The 14,538-nt window shown below is 61.9% G+C and carries 14 protein-coding genes; 9 read left to right on the top strand and 5 right to left on the bottom strand.

All coding sequences use genetic code 11. The features are described from left to right. Nucleotides 1-82: 82 nt before the first annotated feature. Together E8L22_RS10130 and E8L22_RS10125 are read right to left on the bottom strand one after the other, a co-directional pair. Complete coding sequence (locus E8L22_RS10130) at nucleotides 83-1,354, bottom strand: efflux RND transporter periplasmic adaptor subunit (protein WP_136525076.1); 1,272 nt, start codon at nucleotides 1,352-1,354, stop codon at nucleotides 83-85. 178 nt (nucleotides 1,355-1,532) lie between these two features. Continuing rightward, nucleotides 1,533-2,135, bottom strand: a complete 603-nt coding sequence (locus E8L22_RS10125) for a TetR/AcrR family transcriptional regulator (protein ID WP_136525075.1) — start codon at nucleotides 2,133-2,135, stop codon at nucleotides 1,533-1,535. A gap of 217 nt (nucleotides 2,136-2,352) precedes the next feature. Between E8L22_RS10125 and E8L22_RS10120 the strand changes: the two genes are divergently transcribed. From E8L22_RS10120 to E8L22_RS10110, 3 genes are all read left to right on the top strand, one after another. Next, nucleotides 2,353-2,874, top strand: a complete 522-nt coding sequence (locus tag E8L22_RS10120; RefSeq protein ID WP_136525074.1) for a nitroreductase family protein — start codon at nucleotides 2,353-2,355, stop codon at nucleotides 2,872-2,874. A 211-nt stretch (nucleotides 2,875-3,085) separates the two neighbouring features. Next, the gene (locus E8L22_RS10115) at nucleotides 3,086-3,310 is read left to right on the top strand and encodes a type IV pilin protein (protein ID WP_136525073.1); all 225 of its coding nucleotides are present in this window, start codon (nucleotides 3,086-3,088) and stop codon (nucleotides 3,308-3,310) included. 24 nt (nucleotides 3,311-3,334) lie between these two features. Then, a complete protein-coding gene (locus E8L22_RS10110; protein ID WP_136525072.1) occupies nucleotides 3,335-3,694 on the top strand; it encodes a hypothetical protein in 360 nt (119 codons plus the stop codon). 105 nt (nucleotides 3,695-3,799) lie between these two features. Here the strand turns inward: E8L22_RS10110 and E8L22_RS10105 are convergent, their stop codons facing one another. From E8L22_RS10105 to E8L22_RS10095, 3 genes are all read right to left on the bottom strand, one after another. Next, nucleotides 3,800-5,473 carry an FAD-dependent oxidoreductase gene (locus E8L22_RS10105; RefSeq protein ID WP_136525071.1) on the bottom strand — a complete coding sequence of 558 codons (1,674 nt, stop codon included), beginning with the start codon at nucleotides 5,471-5,473 and terminating at the stop codon, nucleotides 3,800-3,802. Nucleotides 5,474-5,576: 103 nt separating this feature from the next. Then, nucleotides 5,577-5,807, bottom strand: coding sequence for an RND transporter (locus E8L22_RS10100; RefSeq protein ID WP_136525070.1), 231 nt, complete (start codon nucleotides 5,805-5,807; stop codon nucleotides 5,577-5,579). A 273-nt stretch (nucleotides 5,808-6,080) separates the two neighbouring features. Next, nucleotides 6,081-6,257: an FmdB family zinc ribbon protein gene (locus tag E8L22_RS10095; RefSeq protein WP_136525069.1), complete on the bottom strand. Its 177-nt coding sequence runs from the start codon at nucleotides 6,255-6,257 to the stop codon at nucleotides 6,081-6,083. A 393-nt stretch (nucleotides 6,258-6,650) separates the two neighbouring features. Here E8L22_RS10095 and E8L22_RS10090 point away from each other — a divergent pair, with 393 nt between their 5' ends. Genes E8L22_RS10090 through E8L22_RS10065 form a run of 6 tightly spaced genes read left to right on the top strand, consistent with a single transcriptional unit; the run spans nucleotide 6,651 to nucleotide 14,465 of the window. Beyond that, entirely contained in the window at nucleotides 6,651-8,549 is a 1,899-nt protein-coding gene (locus E8L22_RS10090; RefSeq protein WP_136525068.1) for a CheR family methyltransferase, read from the top strand. Nucleotides 8,550-8,580: 31 nt separating this feature from the next. Continuing rightward, nucleotides 8,581-9,126, top strand: a complete 546-nt coding sequence (locus E8L22_RS10085) for a chemotaxis protein CheW (protein ID WP_136525067.1) — start codon at nucleotides 8,581-8,583, stop codon at nucleotides 9,124-9,126. 52 nt (nucleotides 9,127-9,178) lie between these two features. Next, a complete protein-coding gene (locus tag E8L22_RS10080; protein WP_136525066.1) occupies nucleotides 9,179-10,915 on the top strand; it encodes a methyl-accepting chemotaxis protein in 1,737 nt (578 codons plus the stop codon). Further along, the gene (locus E8L22_RS10075; protein ID WP_136525065.1) at nucleotides 10,916-12,961 is read left to right on the top strand and encodes a hybrid sensor histidine kinase/response regulator; all 2,046 of its coding nucleotides are present in this window, start codon (nucleotides 10,916-10,918) and stop codon (nucleotides 12,959-12,961) included. 40 nt (nucleotides 12,962-13,001) lie between these two features. Then, nucleotides 13,002-14,072 carry a chemotaxis-specific protein-glutamate methyltransferase CheB gene (cheB, locus tag E8L22_RS10070; protein WP_136525064.1) on the top strand — a complete coding sequence of 357 codons (1,071 nt, stop codon included), beginning with the start codon at nucleotides 13,002-13,004 and terminating at the stop codon, nucleotides 14,070-14,072. 15 nt (nucleotides 14,073-14,087) lie between these two features. After that, nucleotides 14,088-14,465, top strand: coding sequence for a response regulator (locus E8L22_RS10065; protein WP_136525063.1), 378 nt, complete (start codon nucleotides 14,088-14,090; stop codon nucleotides 14,463-14,465). Nucleotides 14,466-14,538 lie beyond the last annotated feature (73 nt).

Here is a 14,538-nt window from a genome sequence, read left to right as displayed (position 1 = left end):
AAAACTCCTTAAACTCCGTTCAACGTTCGGCGTTCAACATTCAACTTCACGTCAACGGATGTGCCTGTTGTGGTCGTCGCAGCTACTTCTTCTGGGACTGGGCCGGGGCCGCCGGTGCTGCCGGGGCGGCAGGCTTCGCGCCGGGGGCACCCTGAGCGCCCGGTGCTGCAGCACCCGGAGCGCCACCGGGGCCGCCATGCCCTTCGGGCGACTGGAACGGCACCATCTTCACCTGGGTACCGGGGCGCGCTTTCTGGATCCCCTCGAGAATCACCTTGTCGCCGGCCTTCAACCCGCCGCTCACGAGCCAGTTGTCACCCACGGTGCGGGCCACCTGCACCGGACGCGGTTCTACCTTGTTCTCGGCGGCAACGACCATGACGATCGCCTGTCCGGCCGCGTTTCTCGTCACACCGCGCTGCGGCACCAGGATGGCTGCCTCGTTCACCCCCTCCTCGAGTACGGCACGTACGAACATGCCGGGGAGCAGGGTCTGCTTCGGGTTCGGGAAGACGGCGCGCACCGTGATCGAGCCTGTGCTCTGGTCCACGGTCACATCGGAGAACTTGAGGGTACCGGTTACCGGGTACTGGGTGCCGTCCTCGAGGAGGAGCTTCACCCGCGCCTCACCCGCCTTGTCGCGCTTCATAAGCCCCTGGGCCAGACTCTGCTTCAGCTTCAGCATGTCCGAGCTCGACTGGGTCACGTCCACGTACATGGTGGAGAGCTGCTGGATGGTGGCGAGCGGCGCCGCCTGGTTCGCGGTGACCAGGGCCCCGTCGGTTACGCTGGAACGACCGATGCGCCCGGAGATGGGGGCGGTCACCCTCGTGTAGGCCAAGTTGATGCGCGCACTTTCCACCTGCGCCTTGGCGGAGGCGACGTCGGCTTCGGCCTGCTTGAGAGCCGCGTAGGCGGAGTCGTAGTCCTGCTTGCTGACCGCGTTGATCTTCACGAGCTCGCGGAAACGCTCCTCCTTCAGCTTCGCGGGAAGTACGTTCGCCTCGGCCCGCGCCTCGGCCGCCTTGGCGCTCGCGTAGGCAGCCTGGTAGGTGGCCGGGTCGATCTGGTACAGCACCTGCCCTGCCTTCACGTCGCTCCCCTCGGTGAAGACTCGCTTCTGAATGATGCCGGTCACTTGGGGACGGACCTCGGCGATCAGGTACGGGGAGGTACGCCCCGGAAGTTCGGTGGTCAAGGCTACGTGCTGCGGCTGGATCTCGATCACCCCGACTTCGGGGGGGCCCTGCGGCGGCCCGGCGGGCTGCTGCTTCTTGCCGCACCCGGCAAGGACCAGGGAGCCGCCCAACATGAGAACTACGGATAACAACTGTGCCCTGTACGTGATCTGCATATACACCTCGTTTGTTTTTTACGGCCTCGATAAAAGGTCTATGGTGGCTTCGCCACCTTACTTGCGTCTAAATGAGACGATCAGGACGATGCCGCCCCAGGTCAGGGCGAACAGGATCAAGCAAAGTTTCATCAACATGACGTCAACACCTCTGAGTAGAATGAACGATCATTCTGGGCTAGCGCCGCAGGGCGTCCCAGCATGCCCCGACCACCTGTTCGATGAGGGCGTCGTCCAGCTTTATGAAGCCCAGGATGTGATCGCGGCAGATGTCGACCAGCGGCCCGAAGAAGAGCGAGAAGAGGATGGCGAGTTCCAGCGGCTTGAAGATCTGTTGCTGAAGCGCCTCCTGGAAAAGCTCACTGATGACGTCCTTTCTACCCTCACCGAAGATCTTCTCCCTGCGGTGGTCTATGCCGTACGGGGAGTTGTGGAACTGCTCGACGAAGCGCAGTTGCAAAGGCTCCCTGATCAGGTGGCGCACAAGCTCGGTCCCTATGTGCAACAGGCGCTCGCGCACCGGCCCGTTTTCCGGGTACCCCTGCATCATGACCTCTACAAAGCGCTCCTCGACGTTCTTGTAGATCCAGCGGATCAGGTCGTCCTTATTCTCGAAGTAGCGGTAGATGGTCCCCGCGCCGACCCCCGCCTTCTCGGCGATCATAGCCATGGGGGCGCCATGGAACCCCTGCTCCGCGACGAGCTCTAGCGCCGCCTGGATGATGAGCTCACGCTTGTCGCAACACTTCTCTGCCTTCTCACATTTGTCGGTCTTATCCATCGTATCGTTCTCCCGCGGAATGAATCTTCATTCCTTATAGACCCGCGCCGACGTACCTGTCAATAAGGCAAAAGGAAAAATACGATTAAAAGCTGCAAAGATCTGACACTTGGCGCCCGTGACGCTCAAAGGCGGCGGTTTGACTACGCATGACTTTTGGAGTAGATTTGCGCCTTTGTTATAGCGCCACGCGCAACGCCGCCTGAAAGGAAGAGCCATGATACAACTGTTACGCAAACGCCGCAGCATACGGAAGTTTACCAGCGAGAAGGTTTCCGTCGAGGCCATCGAGACACTCATAGAAGCCGCACTGAGAGCGCCCGCCTCGCGCAGCATCAACCCCTGGGAGTTCATCGTCGTGGACGACCCGGAACTGCTTCAGAAGCTTTCCCTCTCCAAGCAGCACGGCTCGGAATTTCTGGCACGGGCTCCGCTTGCCATTGTGGTCTGCGCCGACGAAACGAAATCCGATGTTTGGGTGGAAGACTGCTCCATCGCCGCCATCCTCATCCAGTGCACCGCAGTCTCGCTCGGGCTCGGAAGCTGCTGGGCCCAGATCCGCAACAGAAAGCACGACGCGCAGCAAAGCGCCGAGGCATACATCCAGGAGCTTCTCGGCCTCCCCGAAAACATCAAGGTCGAGTGCGTCCTAGGCATAGGCCACGCGGCGGAGCGTCCAAGGCCGCTGCCGGCCGAAAAGCTGCAGCACGACAAAATCAGACGCAACCGCTGGGCCTGACAACTCCCATGCAAAGGGGGGCGCCGATCTGCGCGCCCCCTACCTCCGACTCCCTTCCCCATCCGAATTAAGAAAATCGCCTACAAGATAATCCGATGCATGCGGGCAGACCTACTGCCAACGTTTTGCCAATATACCGTACAGCTGTAATTTCAAAGGCATTGCGGGACGGGCGCGGTCACCGCGCTGCCCTGAAGGGAGGAGATGGTCGATGCCCACCCCCTTGCGCGACGAGAAAGGTCTGACGCTTTTCGAGCTCATCTCCGTGATGCTTATCATTGGCATTTTGGCGACCATCGCCATCCCGGAATTCACATCTTACCGGGAGAAGGCGGCCAACAGCGCCTCCGTAAGCGACCTCAGAGTACTAAAGACTGCAATGGAGAGTTACTTTTCAGAGAACCAGGAGTATCCGATAGATGTGGCATACCGCTAGGTTGCCAAGAGAAGGAGTTGCGAGATGAAAGGAACGATCTTGGGATTGCTCATTTTCTTTCCCATTTCCGCGCACTGCAGAACTCTGGGGCAGAGCGACTTCAGTAAAACCGGACAAACCCTGTACGGCGGCAGTCCTGGATCTGGTGCGGGGGTCCCCCTTTTTAAGAACTCAACCGGAGTCAAGATCGGCATCAACACTACCGCCGCAGGGTATGCGGCTCTCATGCAGCACCGAAATGGTTCCAAGGCCTTTGGGACATCATCGGGCAGCCAGACGATCTACACTAAGAAAGTGGTCAAAGGGGTCCCTGAAAGAGATCCTGTTACGGCCGACGGATCCTCTTTCGCCGCCTCTGACTGGTCGCCGCACAGCGGCAATTAGCCCCACTGCATCACCGGACCGGACCGCGACACGCCGTGCGGGTACAGACTAGAAAGGGGGAGCGCCAGTGGCGCTCCCCCTTTTCAATTCCGGAAGCCGAAGGAATCAGCGATCCCTGAACTTGTAGGGCCACGCCATGATGCCGCCGTCCATGAACTTCACGTTGGTGAACCCGGCGGCGTCTAGGATCTTCTGCGCCTCGTACCCCCTGAGGCTTATCTTGCAGAAGGTGACGATCTCCTTGTCCTTGGGAAGCTCCTCCAACTTATCGCGCAGCACGCCGAGCGGGATCAGCTTCGCCCCTTCGATGCCGATCTCGCCGTGTTCGGCTGGCGAGCGGACGTCAAGCAGGATGAAATCCTCCTCTTCATCGAGCTTGCGCTTCACCTCGCGGGCGGAGATGCCGCGCGCGTGCCCGGAGAGCTTGTTCTTCATGATGTCGGCGGCGACGATCAGGTTGTCCATGGCCGCGCCGTACGGCGGCGCGTAGGCCAGGTCAAGCTGGGAGAGTTGCTCGGCGGTCGCCTTGAAGGTGATCGCGGCAGCCGCCGCGTCGAGACGCTTGTCCACCGCCCCTTCGCCCGCCGCCTGCAGGCCGAGGATGCGGCCGGTGCCGCGGTCGGCAACGAGCTTCAGCATGATCGGCTTCGCCCCGGGGAAGAAGTGGGCCCGGTCCGGCGCCGGTGAGAGTACCGTTTCCACGTCGAAACCGTTTGCGCGCGCTTCGGTCTCGGTAAGCCCTGTTTTTCCCGCGTTGAAACTAAAGACCTTGAGGATGCTGGTACCTATGATGCCGGCGAAGGTCGCCTCGCCTCCGGCTGCGTTGATGCCGGCGACGCGCCCCTGCTTGTTGGCGGTGCTCCCGAGGGGAACGAAGACTTTCTTGCCGGTCACCAGGTGAGTCGTCTCGCAGCAGTCGCCGCAGGCGTAGATGTCGGGATCGCTGGTGCGCAGCATCTGGTCGACGGCGACCGCCCCGGTGGCGCCGATGGCAAGCCCCGCCTCGCGGGCCAACTGAACGTTCGGAGTGGCGCCGGGAGCGAGCACGACCAAATCGGCCTCGATTTCCCGCTCCCCCACCATGACCTTGGCGACGGCACCTTCGCCTGCGAACCCGGTCACGGCGCACCCGGTGATTACGGTCACCCCCTGCTGCTTCACGTGTTTTTCCACCGCCGCGGCGACCTCGGGATCGAGGACACCCGGGAGGAGTTGGTCACGCATCTCTACGAGGGTAACCTGCATTCCCTTTTGCCGCAGCGCCTCGGCGGTCTCAAGGCCGATGAGCCCCCCACCGACGATGCAGGCAGCACTGCAGGAAAGGGCGCTTTCTTTCAGAAGCTCGGCATCCTCGATGGACTTCACGGTGAGGATGTTCTTCAGCCCGACATTTTCAATTTTAGGGACGAAAGGGGAACTGCCGGTGGCGAGGATCAGCTTGTCGTAGGGAAGCGAGGTCTCGGCTCCGGCGCCCTCACGCAGCCGTATCATCTTCGCTTCGCGGTCTATGCCGGTCACCTCGGTATTGGTCTTGACCGACACCCCCTTCACCTTCTTGAAGAAGTTGGCGTCACGCACGACACCGACGGGGGTGCTCATGAGTTCCTTCACGTCGGGAACCGTATCGGATACGTAATAGGGGATGCCGCAGGCGCCATAGGATATGAAGCTGCCGCGGTCGATCACGGTGATCTCCGCCCTGGGGTTGATCCTTCTGGCCTTTGCAGCGGCCTTGGCGCCGGCTGCGTTGGCGCCGACCACGACGATTCTCCTCTTCATCCACTTCTCCTTGCTTTTACGACAATTCCATGCCCGGCGGTGGAACCGGACAAAACACTACATGACGACACTCTGACGCTTTACCTTTTAGGTTGGCGCAGCGCTAAGATTCGCCCCTTTTCCCCTGCAGGTCGATGACGATGCGCACGAGCAGCAACGCAAACGGCCACGTATGCCAGAACAGGTCGAAAATATCCAACGGTTTCGATAAGGTGCCTGCAAACAGCATCCTCACCTTGCCTACCAGGTGCGGCTCCGGATAAAAGGGGGCAAACCCGAGCAGCAACGCGACGGGAATAAGGGTTCCATACCCGGGAAGACGCAGCTTACGCACCGAAAATCCTCCGGCAAAATAGGAGCACCTTCCGCGGCGCCATCCATTTTACCCGTTGCTTTGCCAACTCTCCTAGTCGAAGTTGCACAATATACATTCGGTTTTCCTCATGTCAACAGATATTTACGGCTGCCCCCCTCGAGCGTGCGCCGTATACGCTCCAGCGTTTCGTAGCCCCCAGTAGGTATGCAGCCGGATACGCGAAAAAGGGAGACCGAAGCCTCCCTTTTCCTTGCAGATCGTCGCGCCGACCGGCGCGGTGGTTCAGAACCTTCAGCCGCCGCTGAAACACTTGCTGTCCGAACTCCCGGATGCGGCGAAGATGGACAGCGCCTTCTTCACGTCAACGGACCCGCAGGCGGGGCAGTTTTTTTCCTCGACGGCGCTCCCTTTTTCCAGTTTCTCGAACTTCTGGCCGCACGCGTTGCAGACATACTCAAAGATAGGCATTTGGTTCACGCTCCTTCTGTATACATTCAAACTTTCGAATATATTATATCCGAGGTAAGCAGGTGTCAAGGGTGATTTTACGAGGTTTGGCGCCGACATGCTCTCCCGGTGCTGCGCTTCCGGGATGACCTTGACGCCCCTTGGCGCGGTCGATAGCGCCAGATGTTTCTCCTTCGTAGTAGCGCAGGCGTGCCGGGAGCAAAGGCTAGTACAAAACATTATTTTAGCTATGAGATTAATTTTAGTTGACCCAATCATTAAAAATGCTAGCATGGCCGTTATTGCAAGGAATCATGGCACGATAGAACGTTTTATTTCAATGTAATACAGTCACGCATAACCGGAAGATTCAGCTAGCGCCACAACCTAAGCAGCAGAAAGAGGACCAGCCACTTGTCTTTGCAAATCCTCGTCATAAGCGATAACGATCCGTTCGCTGCTTATCTCTGCGGCCTGCTTCAGAGTGCGGGTCACACCCCACTCCCCGTCTGTCCTGCCAAAGAAGCGTTTCCGGCGGTCAGAAGGCGGAAGCCTGATCTGATCATCCTTGCGGTGGAGGACTCAAGCGTCCCCTCCCTAGCGGTGGAACACAGGGTCCAGACCCCGCACGGGCCATGCTCAGTGCCGGTCATCGTCATTTCCGACTGCCTGAGGCTCGAAGCGGAACTGCTCCAGGTATTCGACTTCATACCGACCCCGGTGGACGAGAAGCGCCTGTTCGACGACCTGGCCCTTGTCGCGCTCAGGAAGTCCGGGCCCCAACATGAAGAGGAACTATCCTCCGGCCTGGCCTGCGCCTTCTCAAGGCACATACTGAAGCATACCGGGCTGCACTTCGAGGCGCGCAACCAGGCGGCCCTGGCGCGCGGGCTGCGCAAGCGGATGGCGGCGCTGCGCATGTGGAGCTTCGAAGAATACCTGCAGTACCTGGAGTTGCACGGCGAGGACCGCCACGAGCTCCAGCGGCTCCTGCAGTTTCTGACCGTGGGCGAGACCTACTTCTTCCGTTACCCGGCCCATTTCGACGTCCTGAGAGAGCGTCTCGCCTTTTTAAAGGACGACCCGGCTCCGGTGCGTATCTGGTCGGCCGGGTGCTCCACCGGCGAGGAACCCTACTCCATCGCCATGACCGTGATGGAGGCGCTGCCCGACTGGAGGGAGCGTGACATACGGATCATCGCCACCGACATCAACAACCGTTCGCTGAAGCGCGCCCGCGAGGGGGTGTACTCCCCGTGGTCGATGAGGATCACCAGACCGGACCAGGTACAGCGCTACTTCAGGCGGGTCGGCGAAAGCTTCCTGATCCGGGACGAGGTGAAACAGCTTGTCCGGTTCGCGCACCTGAACCTCTCCGTCCCTTGCCACGAACCGCTTTGCGAAGAGCTGCAGGGACTCGATGCCATCTTCTGTCGCAACGTCCTCATCTACTTCACCACGCAAAGCGCGGAGCAGATGCTGGAGCGGTTTACCGACGCTCTTGCCCCTGGAGGGCTTCTCTTCCTCGGGCACTCCGAAACGCTCCTGCAGCATGAAGGGCTCCCCTTAAGCCTCAGGCGCCAGGAGCGGAGCTTCTATTACGTAAAGGGGGGGCAGGCACAAAAGGAACGCCGTGACCCGGGCACACCCCAGCCGGAGTGGGAGCTGACACCGGAGCAGATGAGGCTTGCCGCTGCTTGGCTTGCCGCGCAGGCGCCGACCGTTTTGGCGCCGTCCGCCCCGGCTGCGGCAGTCGAGGCGCCACCACCGGCCGAAGACGCCCCCCTACCCCTCCCCGGGCCTGTGCCCCAAGGCGCCACCGAGCTATTCCGCCAGGCGCGCGAGCTTTTCGACCGGGAGGAGTATGACGCCGCCCTGGCGCTACTTGAACAGCTGCTTCAAGAGACCCCGGATAACGCCGAGGCGCTTGTACTCACCGGGTTCATCCTTGCCGGCAAGGGAGAGCTTCCCAGTGCCATGGAGAGCTGCGAGCGCGCCCTGAAGTGCAACGACCTGCTGGCGGAGGCGTACTTTCTCAAGGGGGTGCTCCTGGACGCCGAGGACCGTCTTACCGAGGCGGCCGCCGAGTACCGAAAGGCGCTTCTTCTGGACCATGACTTCATCATGCCGCGCTACCACATGGGGCGGCTGCACCTGCGCCAGGGACGCGTGAACGATGCGGCCCGCGAACTCAGAAACAGCATCAGGATACTCTCCCGGTTGAGCGACGACCAGACCATCCCCTTCTCAGGGGGGCTGACCCGGGCGGTCTGCATGCTACAGCTGCAAAACGAGCTGGCACGGGTTGCGTGACAAACGGCCGCAAGGCCCCGCGAGGTAGACCATGGCAACCGGCAACGACAACGGATACGACATCCGCAGCATATTGAACCAGATGCGCGAGGAGTACTGGGAAGCGCTTTCCGAGGAGGAGAGCGAAGCGAAGCAGATGCTCGAATGCCTCGTCTTCACCCTGGGTGGAGAGCGCTACGCCTTCGAGACCCACTTCGCCTGTGAGGTGATCCGCATACCGAAGCTCATCCGGGTCCCCGCGGTGCAAAGCCTCGTCACCGGGATTTTCAACCTGCGCGGCGACATCACCGCGGCGATCGACATCCGCCCGATGCTCGGGCTGGCGCAGCCGGAGTTAGGCCCCGCCGGTAGGATCCTCGTCGTGCGCGGCGACCTCTTCTCGACCGGCATCCTGGTGGAGGCGGCGCACGGGGTGCAGCCACTCGATCTGGAACAGTTCGAGACTGCGGTGGCGGGGCTCTCCGCTGAGAGGAAACAGTTCATCCGGGGACACTTCAACCTCGAGGAAGGGGCGGTTCTGCTCCTCGACATGGAGGCCCTTCTTGCCGCGCCCGAGCTTTTGGTGGGCGAGGCATAACCGCACTGGCTCCCTTTGGGGGGCCTATAAAAATACGAGACCGGGGTTCGACATGTCCAACAAGCTATCGGTAAAAATCGTCAGCGTGCTCATCATGGTCATGGTGGTCATCATGACCGCCTTCTCGATCTACTTCGTCCGCTCGCGCCGCGCCAACATGGAGCAGGAACTCCTCTCCAAGGGACGCATCCTCGCGCAGACCGGTGCGCGCTCCATGGAGCGGATTCTCGAGGAGGCGGTGGCAAACGGCAACCTCACCATGGAGCAGCTCTTCGACGAGCACTACGTACCGATACCGAACACGGAACCGCAGAAATTCCACACCCAGTTCGACCACTTCATGGACCAGGCGGTGCAGCCCCTGGAAGACGAATTCCTGCACGACGACCAGATCGTCTTCGCCGTCCTCACCGACCGAAACGGCTACATCCCTACCCACAACGCCAAGTACTCGGCGCCTCTTACCGGCGACCGGGAAAAGGACAAGATCAACAACCGCACCAAGCGTATCTTCAGCGATTCTGTGGGGATTGCAGCATCCAAGAACCGGGAGCCTTACCTTAAGCAGGTGTACCAGCGTGACACAGGCGAAACCATGTGGGACCTCTCCTCCCCGGTGTTCGTAAGGGGCAAGCACTGGGGCTCCTTCCGAATCGGCTTTTCCATGGTTAAGACAGAGCAGAAAGGGGCCGAGCTCAGAAACCAGATCGTCGGAAGCATGGCGATCATGCTCCTGGTGGCGAGCGTAACCATCCTCCTCGTGGTGAGCCGGGCGGTCAGACCGCTTTTGCAGCTCACCGAGAAGGCGCACAAGATAACAGGCGGCGACCTCGAAGAGACCATCCCGGTGGAGAGTAACGACGAGATAGGAGAGCTGGCCGAGGCCTTCAACGTGATGACCACGGTCATAGTGCGCGACCTCAAAGACGAGATCGGCCGAAGCGGCCGCCTGATCGCCTCGGTCAAGGAGGCGGTGATCCAGCTCTCCAGCGCGGCAAACGAAATGATGGCGATCAGCGCCCAGCAGGCCTCCGGCTCGACCCAGCAGGCAAGCGCGGTCCAGGAGGTAACCACCACTAGCGAGGAGATCGCGATCACCGCCAAGATGATCACGGCAAACTCGAAGAGCGTGGAGGCGGTAGCCGAGGATACCACGAAGAACTGCAACGGCGGCCGCGAGGACGTAGTGAACGCCATCGACGGGATGGGACAGGTAAGAAGCCAGGTGCAGAGCATCGCGAAGAGCATGCTGGAGCTTGGCGAGAACAGCCAGAAGATCGGCGGCATCGTGGAGATCATCGACGAGATCAGCGACCAGACGAACCTCCTCGCCCTGAACGCCGCCATCGAGGCGGCCGGCGCCGGAGAGGCGGGCAAGCGCTTCGCCATCGTGGCCCAAGAGGTGAAGCGGCTCGCCGACCGCACCGTCGAGGCGACGCGCCAGATCAAGGGGCTCATCAGCGAGATCCAGCGCGCCACCAACAACACCATCATGGTGACCGAGGAGGGGACCAAGGCGGTCGACGCCGCTTCGCACCTGGTGGACAAGGTGCAGTACTCCTTCGCCACGATCCAGGCGACCGCCCAGGAGACGGTGCGCACCGCCAAAGAGATAACCCTCTCCACCCAGCAGCAGACCTCCGCCTGCGAGCAGATGGCGGAGACCATGAGCGAGGTGCGTGACGTGGCGCAGCAGGTAGCACTCTCCGCGCACGAAACCGAGCGCGCCATCGCCGAGATCCTGGAGCTCGCCCAGAGGCTCAAGGAGATCACCGAGGAAGAGGCCTAGATGGGAAACCGGTACCTCGAGATCTTCTGCCGGGAGGCGGAGGAACATCTCGCCTCGCTGCAAAGCGGCCTTTTGGTGCTGGAAAAGAACCCGGCGCGGACCGAACTTTTGCACGAGCTCTTGAGAAACGCGCACACCCTGAAGGGGTCGGCGCGCATGGTGGGGCTTGCGGACATAAGCGCCATCACCCACACCATGGAGGAGCTCCTGAAGGGGATGGAGCAGGGCCTTCGCCGCGTGGACGCTGAGACGATCGACCTTTTACTGAAGGGTGCCGACGCGGTGGCGCTCATCACGTCGGCTCTCATGCGGGGCGTTCCCCCGGAGCTTGACGTGGAGCGCTTCGTCGCCGAGTACGAGCGGGGCGAATCGGGACGCCTTTTGCCGGTCGAGCCGCTCGAGGCGAAGGCGGAGGGAGCGGTAGCGGATACGGTGCGCGCCGACGTGAAGACCCTCGACAACCTGGTGAACCTGGTCGGCGAGATGATCATCAACAGAAAGCGCCTTGAGGCGAAGCTTGACGGGCTGAAGGAGCTCTGCTACGAGCTCCCCCCCGAGAAGGCGGCCCCCTTCACCGCCTTTCGCGGCGAACTGGAGGAGGACATCCTTTACCTCGGCTTTTTGATCCAGGACCTGCACGAAAAGGCGATGGGGCTCAGGATGCTGCCGCTGAAGACCATCTCGGACGGTCTCGAACGGCTCGTGCGCGACCTCTCCCTGCAGCTTTCCCGTGAGGTGCAGTTCGAGATCGAGGGGCAGGGAATCGAGATGGACCGGGTGCTCCTCGACGGGCTGAAGCCTATCCTCATCCACCTTTTAACCAACGCCCTAAGCCACGGCATCGAGCCCCCCGAGGCACGCGAAGCGTGCGGCAAGCCGCGCCGGGGAAGCGTCCTTTTGAGCGCGCGTCACGAGGGGAATTCGGTGCTAGTCGAGGTGCGGGACGACGGGCGCGGCATGGACCCTGCCGCCATCAAGGCCGCCGCGGTATCACGCGGCGTTATCGAAGCGCGCGAGGCCGAGGGGCTCACCGACGAGGAGGCCCTTTACCTCACCTTCCGCCCCGGCTTTTCTACCGCCGAGATCGTCACCGACATCTCCGGGCGCGGGGTCGGCATGGACGTGGTCAAGAAGAACATCGAGCGCGTCAAGGGTAACGTGACGCTGTCGAGCGAGACCGGGCGGTTCACCCAGGTGACCCTGCAACTGCCGCTCACCCTCTCGGTCCTCGACGCTCTCATCATCACCTGCGGCGACGAGACCTTCGCCGTCCCCGCCACCTATCTGCAGGAAATCCTGAAGGTGCGTCCATCGGAAATCACCACCATGGGAACGGACGAGGTTATCAAGGTGCGCGGGGCCACCACGCCGCTTTACAGCTTGGCGGGGATGCTGGGACTCCCGGCGCGGCGTGACGCGGGGGACGCCCCTCTGCCGGTTCTGGTGCTCAAGCACTGCGACCAGAGGATCGCCTGCATCGTCGAAAGCCACGTCGGATACTCCGAGGTGGTGGTCAAGGGGCTCGGCAAACAGTTCGGAAACGTCCGCTACCTCTTCGGCGCCACCATCATGGGGGACGGCAACCCCGCCCTCATCCTCAACGTACCGGACCTCTTCCAGCCGGGAGGGGGTGCGCCGCGCACCACCCTCTCTCCCGAGGAAGAAGCGGCGGTGAAGCGCCGTCCGAAGGTCCTGGTCGTGGACGACTCGATCACCACCCGCACCATGGAGCAGAGCATCCTCGCGGGCCAGGGGTACCACGTGGTGACCGCGGTCTCGGGCGAGGACGCCATGGAGAAAAGCGCATCTGATCGTTTCGACCTCATCATCTCGGACGTGGAAATGCCGGGGATGAACGGCTTCGAGCTCACCCGGCTCCTGCGCGCCTCGGAAACGTACCAGGACACCCCGATCATCATCGTGTCGTCCTTGTCGCGTGACGAGGACAAGCGGCAGGCGCTTCAGTCTGGGGCGCAGGCCTATATCGTGAAGGGTGCCTTCGACCAGGGTCTTTTGCTGGAAACGGTGCAGATGCTCATAGGGTGACCGGGAAGGGGCGCCTGAGCGCCCGAGGAAAAGGAGCGACATGACCACGAGGATTGTGCTGGCGGACGATTCCCTCCTCGCGCGCCGACTTTTGAAAGACATGCTGCACGGCGTGGACGGCATCGAGGTGGTGGCCGAGGCGGCCGACGGCGTACAGGCGGTCGAGCTGACCCAGTCGCTCGCCCCGGACCTCGTCGTCATGGACCTGCTCATGCCGGTTTTGGACGGGCTGGACGCCATCGAGGAGATCATGTCCCAATCCCCCACCCCGGTCCTCGTCCTCTCCGGCAACGTGGAGGCAAACGAGGTGGACCGCGCCTTCGCCGCCATCAAGCGGGGCGCCCTCGACGTCATGGAGAAACCGCTTTTGGAGGACGAGGCGTCGCTGGCACTCTTCGCCCGGACGCTGAGGGAGAAGATCCTTTTCCTCTCGAGGATTCGGGTGATCCGGCACCCAAGGCGCAGGTTGCGGCTCCCCGAGGCGATCCCCCCCCCGCACGACGGCGCCGGCCACACCATCCTAGCCATCGGAGCGTCAACCGGAGGACCGAAGGCGGTGATGCGGCTTTTGAAGTCGCTTCCCGCAAGTTTTCCGGGGACCGTCTTCGTGGTGCAGCACATAGCGCCAGGGTTCGCCCGGGGCTACGCCAAGTGGCTGGACAGGGAGTGCGCCCTGCCGGTCACCACCGCCCGGGACGGTGCCACGTGCAGTTCAGGTGAGGTACTGGTCGCGCCCGACGGCAGCCACCTCACCCTCGACAACGGCACGATCCGCCTGGTCGACACCCCTGCGGTGAACTGCTGCCGCCCCTCCATCGACGTCTTCTTCTCATCGCTCGCCCGGCAGCGTTGCGATCAGGTCGTGGCGGTGCTGCTCACCGGCATGGGGAGAGACGGCGCGCAGGGGATGCTGCGCATCCGGGAGGCCGGTGGAACCACCATCGTGCAGGACGAGCCATCCTGCGCCGTATTCGGCATGCCCAAGGCGGCCATCACCCTCGACGCCGTGGATCGGGTGGTCCCGCTGGACCTGATCCCCGCCGTCCTGGAACGACTGTTCGGAGCAATACGCCCCGACACCTCAGCGGGCGCCCCTGCGTCCGTCACCTGACCTAAAGGAGCCACCATGAACGAGAAGATCCTCATCATAGACGACAGCGAGCTTGTGCTCGCCATGGCGAAAGACGCACTGGAGCAGGCAGGATACCTGGTGCTTACCGCAACGAACGGCATCGAGGCAAATCGGTTCATCTTCTCCAAAGAGAGGCCGGACCTGATCATCATGGACATCATGATGCCGATGCTTGACGGGAACAAGAAGGCGAAGCTGCTCAAGGAAAACGAGGTGAGCCGCGACATCCCGATCCTGCTCCTCTCCTCGAAGAGCGAAGCGGAGATGCGCACCCTGATGGCCGAGGCCGGCGCGAACGGTTACATCCTGAAGCCCTTCACCGCGGCGCAGATCACCGAAACGGTGCGCAGTTGCCTTACCAGGGCCTGCTGATGCCCTCCTCCCCTTTTTGCTGCGCGCGAGGGCTCAAGCGGCGCAGGTTGTAAAAAAACGAACAGTGCATTTT

The sequence above is a fragment of the Geomonas ferrireducens genome, assembly GCF_004917065.1.
GTDB classification, from domain to species: domain Bacteria; phylum Desulfobacterota; class Desulfuromonadia; order Geobacterales; family Geobacteraceae; genus Geomonas; species Geomonas ferrireducens.
Note: the sequence above shows the minus strand (reverse complement) of the source record. Positions and strands in the feature narration are given on the sequence as shown.

Excerpts from the sequence above, each read along its gene's own strand:
- E8L22_RS10105 (WP_136525071.1), bottom strand. The coding sequence starts at position 5,473 with ATGAAGAGGAGAATCGTCGTGGTCGGCGCCAACGCAGCCGGCGCCAAG.
- E8L22_RS10065 (WP_136525063.1), top strand. The coding sequence starts at position 14,088 with ATGAACGAGAAGATCCTCATCATAGACGACAGCGAGCTTGTGCTCGCC.
- E8L22_RS10080 (WP_136525066.1), top strand. The coding sequence starts at position 9,179 with ATGTCCAACAAGCTATCGGTAAAAATCGTCAGCGTGCTCATCATGGTC.
- E8L22_RS10110 (WP_136525072.1), top strand. The coding sequence starts at position 3,335 with ATGAAAGGAACGATCTTGGGATTGCTCATTTTCTTTCCCATTTCCGCG.
- E8L22_RS10115 (WP_136525073.1), top strand. The coding sequence starts at position 3,086 with ATGCCCACCCCCTTGCGCGACGAGAAAGGTCTGACGCTTTTCGAGCTC.
- E8L22_RS10095 (WP_136525069.1), bottom strand. The coding sequence starts at position 6,257 with ATGCCTATCTTTGAGTATGTCTGCAACGCGTGCGGCCAGAAGTTCGAG.
- E8L22_RS10085 (WP_136525067.1), top strand. The coding sequence starts at position 8,581 with ATGGCAACCGGCAACGACAACGGATACGACATCCGCAGCATATTGAAC.
- E8L22_RS10125 (WP_136525075.1), bottom strand. The coding sequence starts at position 2,135 with ATGGATAAGACCGACAAATGTGAGAAGGCAGAGAAGTGTTGCGACAAG.
- E8L22_RS10075 (WP_136525065.1), top strand. The coding sequence starts at position 10,916 with ATGGGAAACCGGTACCTCGAGATCTTCTGCCGGGAGGCGGAGGAACAT.
- cheB (WP_136525064.1), top strand. The coding sequence starts at position 13,002 with ATGACCACGAGGATTGTGCTGGCGGACGATTCCCTCCTCGCGCGCCGA.
- E8L22_RS10120 (WP_136525074.1), top strand. The coding sequence starts at position 2,353 with ATGATACAACTGTTACGCAAACGCCGCAGCATACGGAAGTTTACCAGC.
- E8L22_RS10130 (WP_136525076.1), bottom strand. The coding sequence starts at position 1,354 with ATGCAGATCACGTACAGGGCACAGTTGTTATCCGTAGTTCTCATGTTG.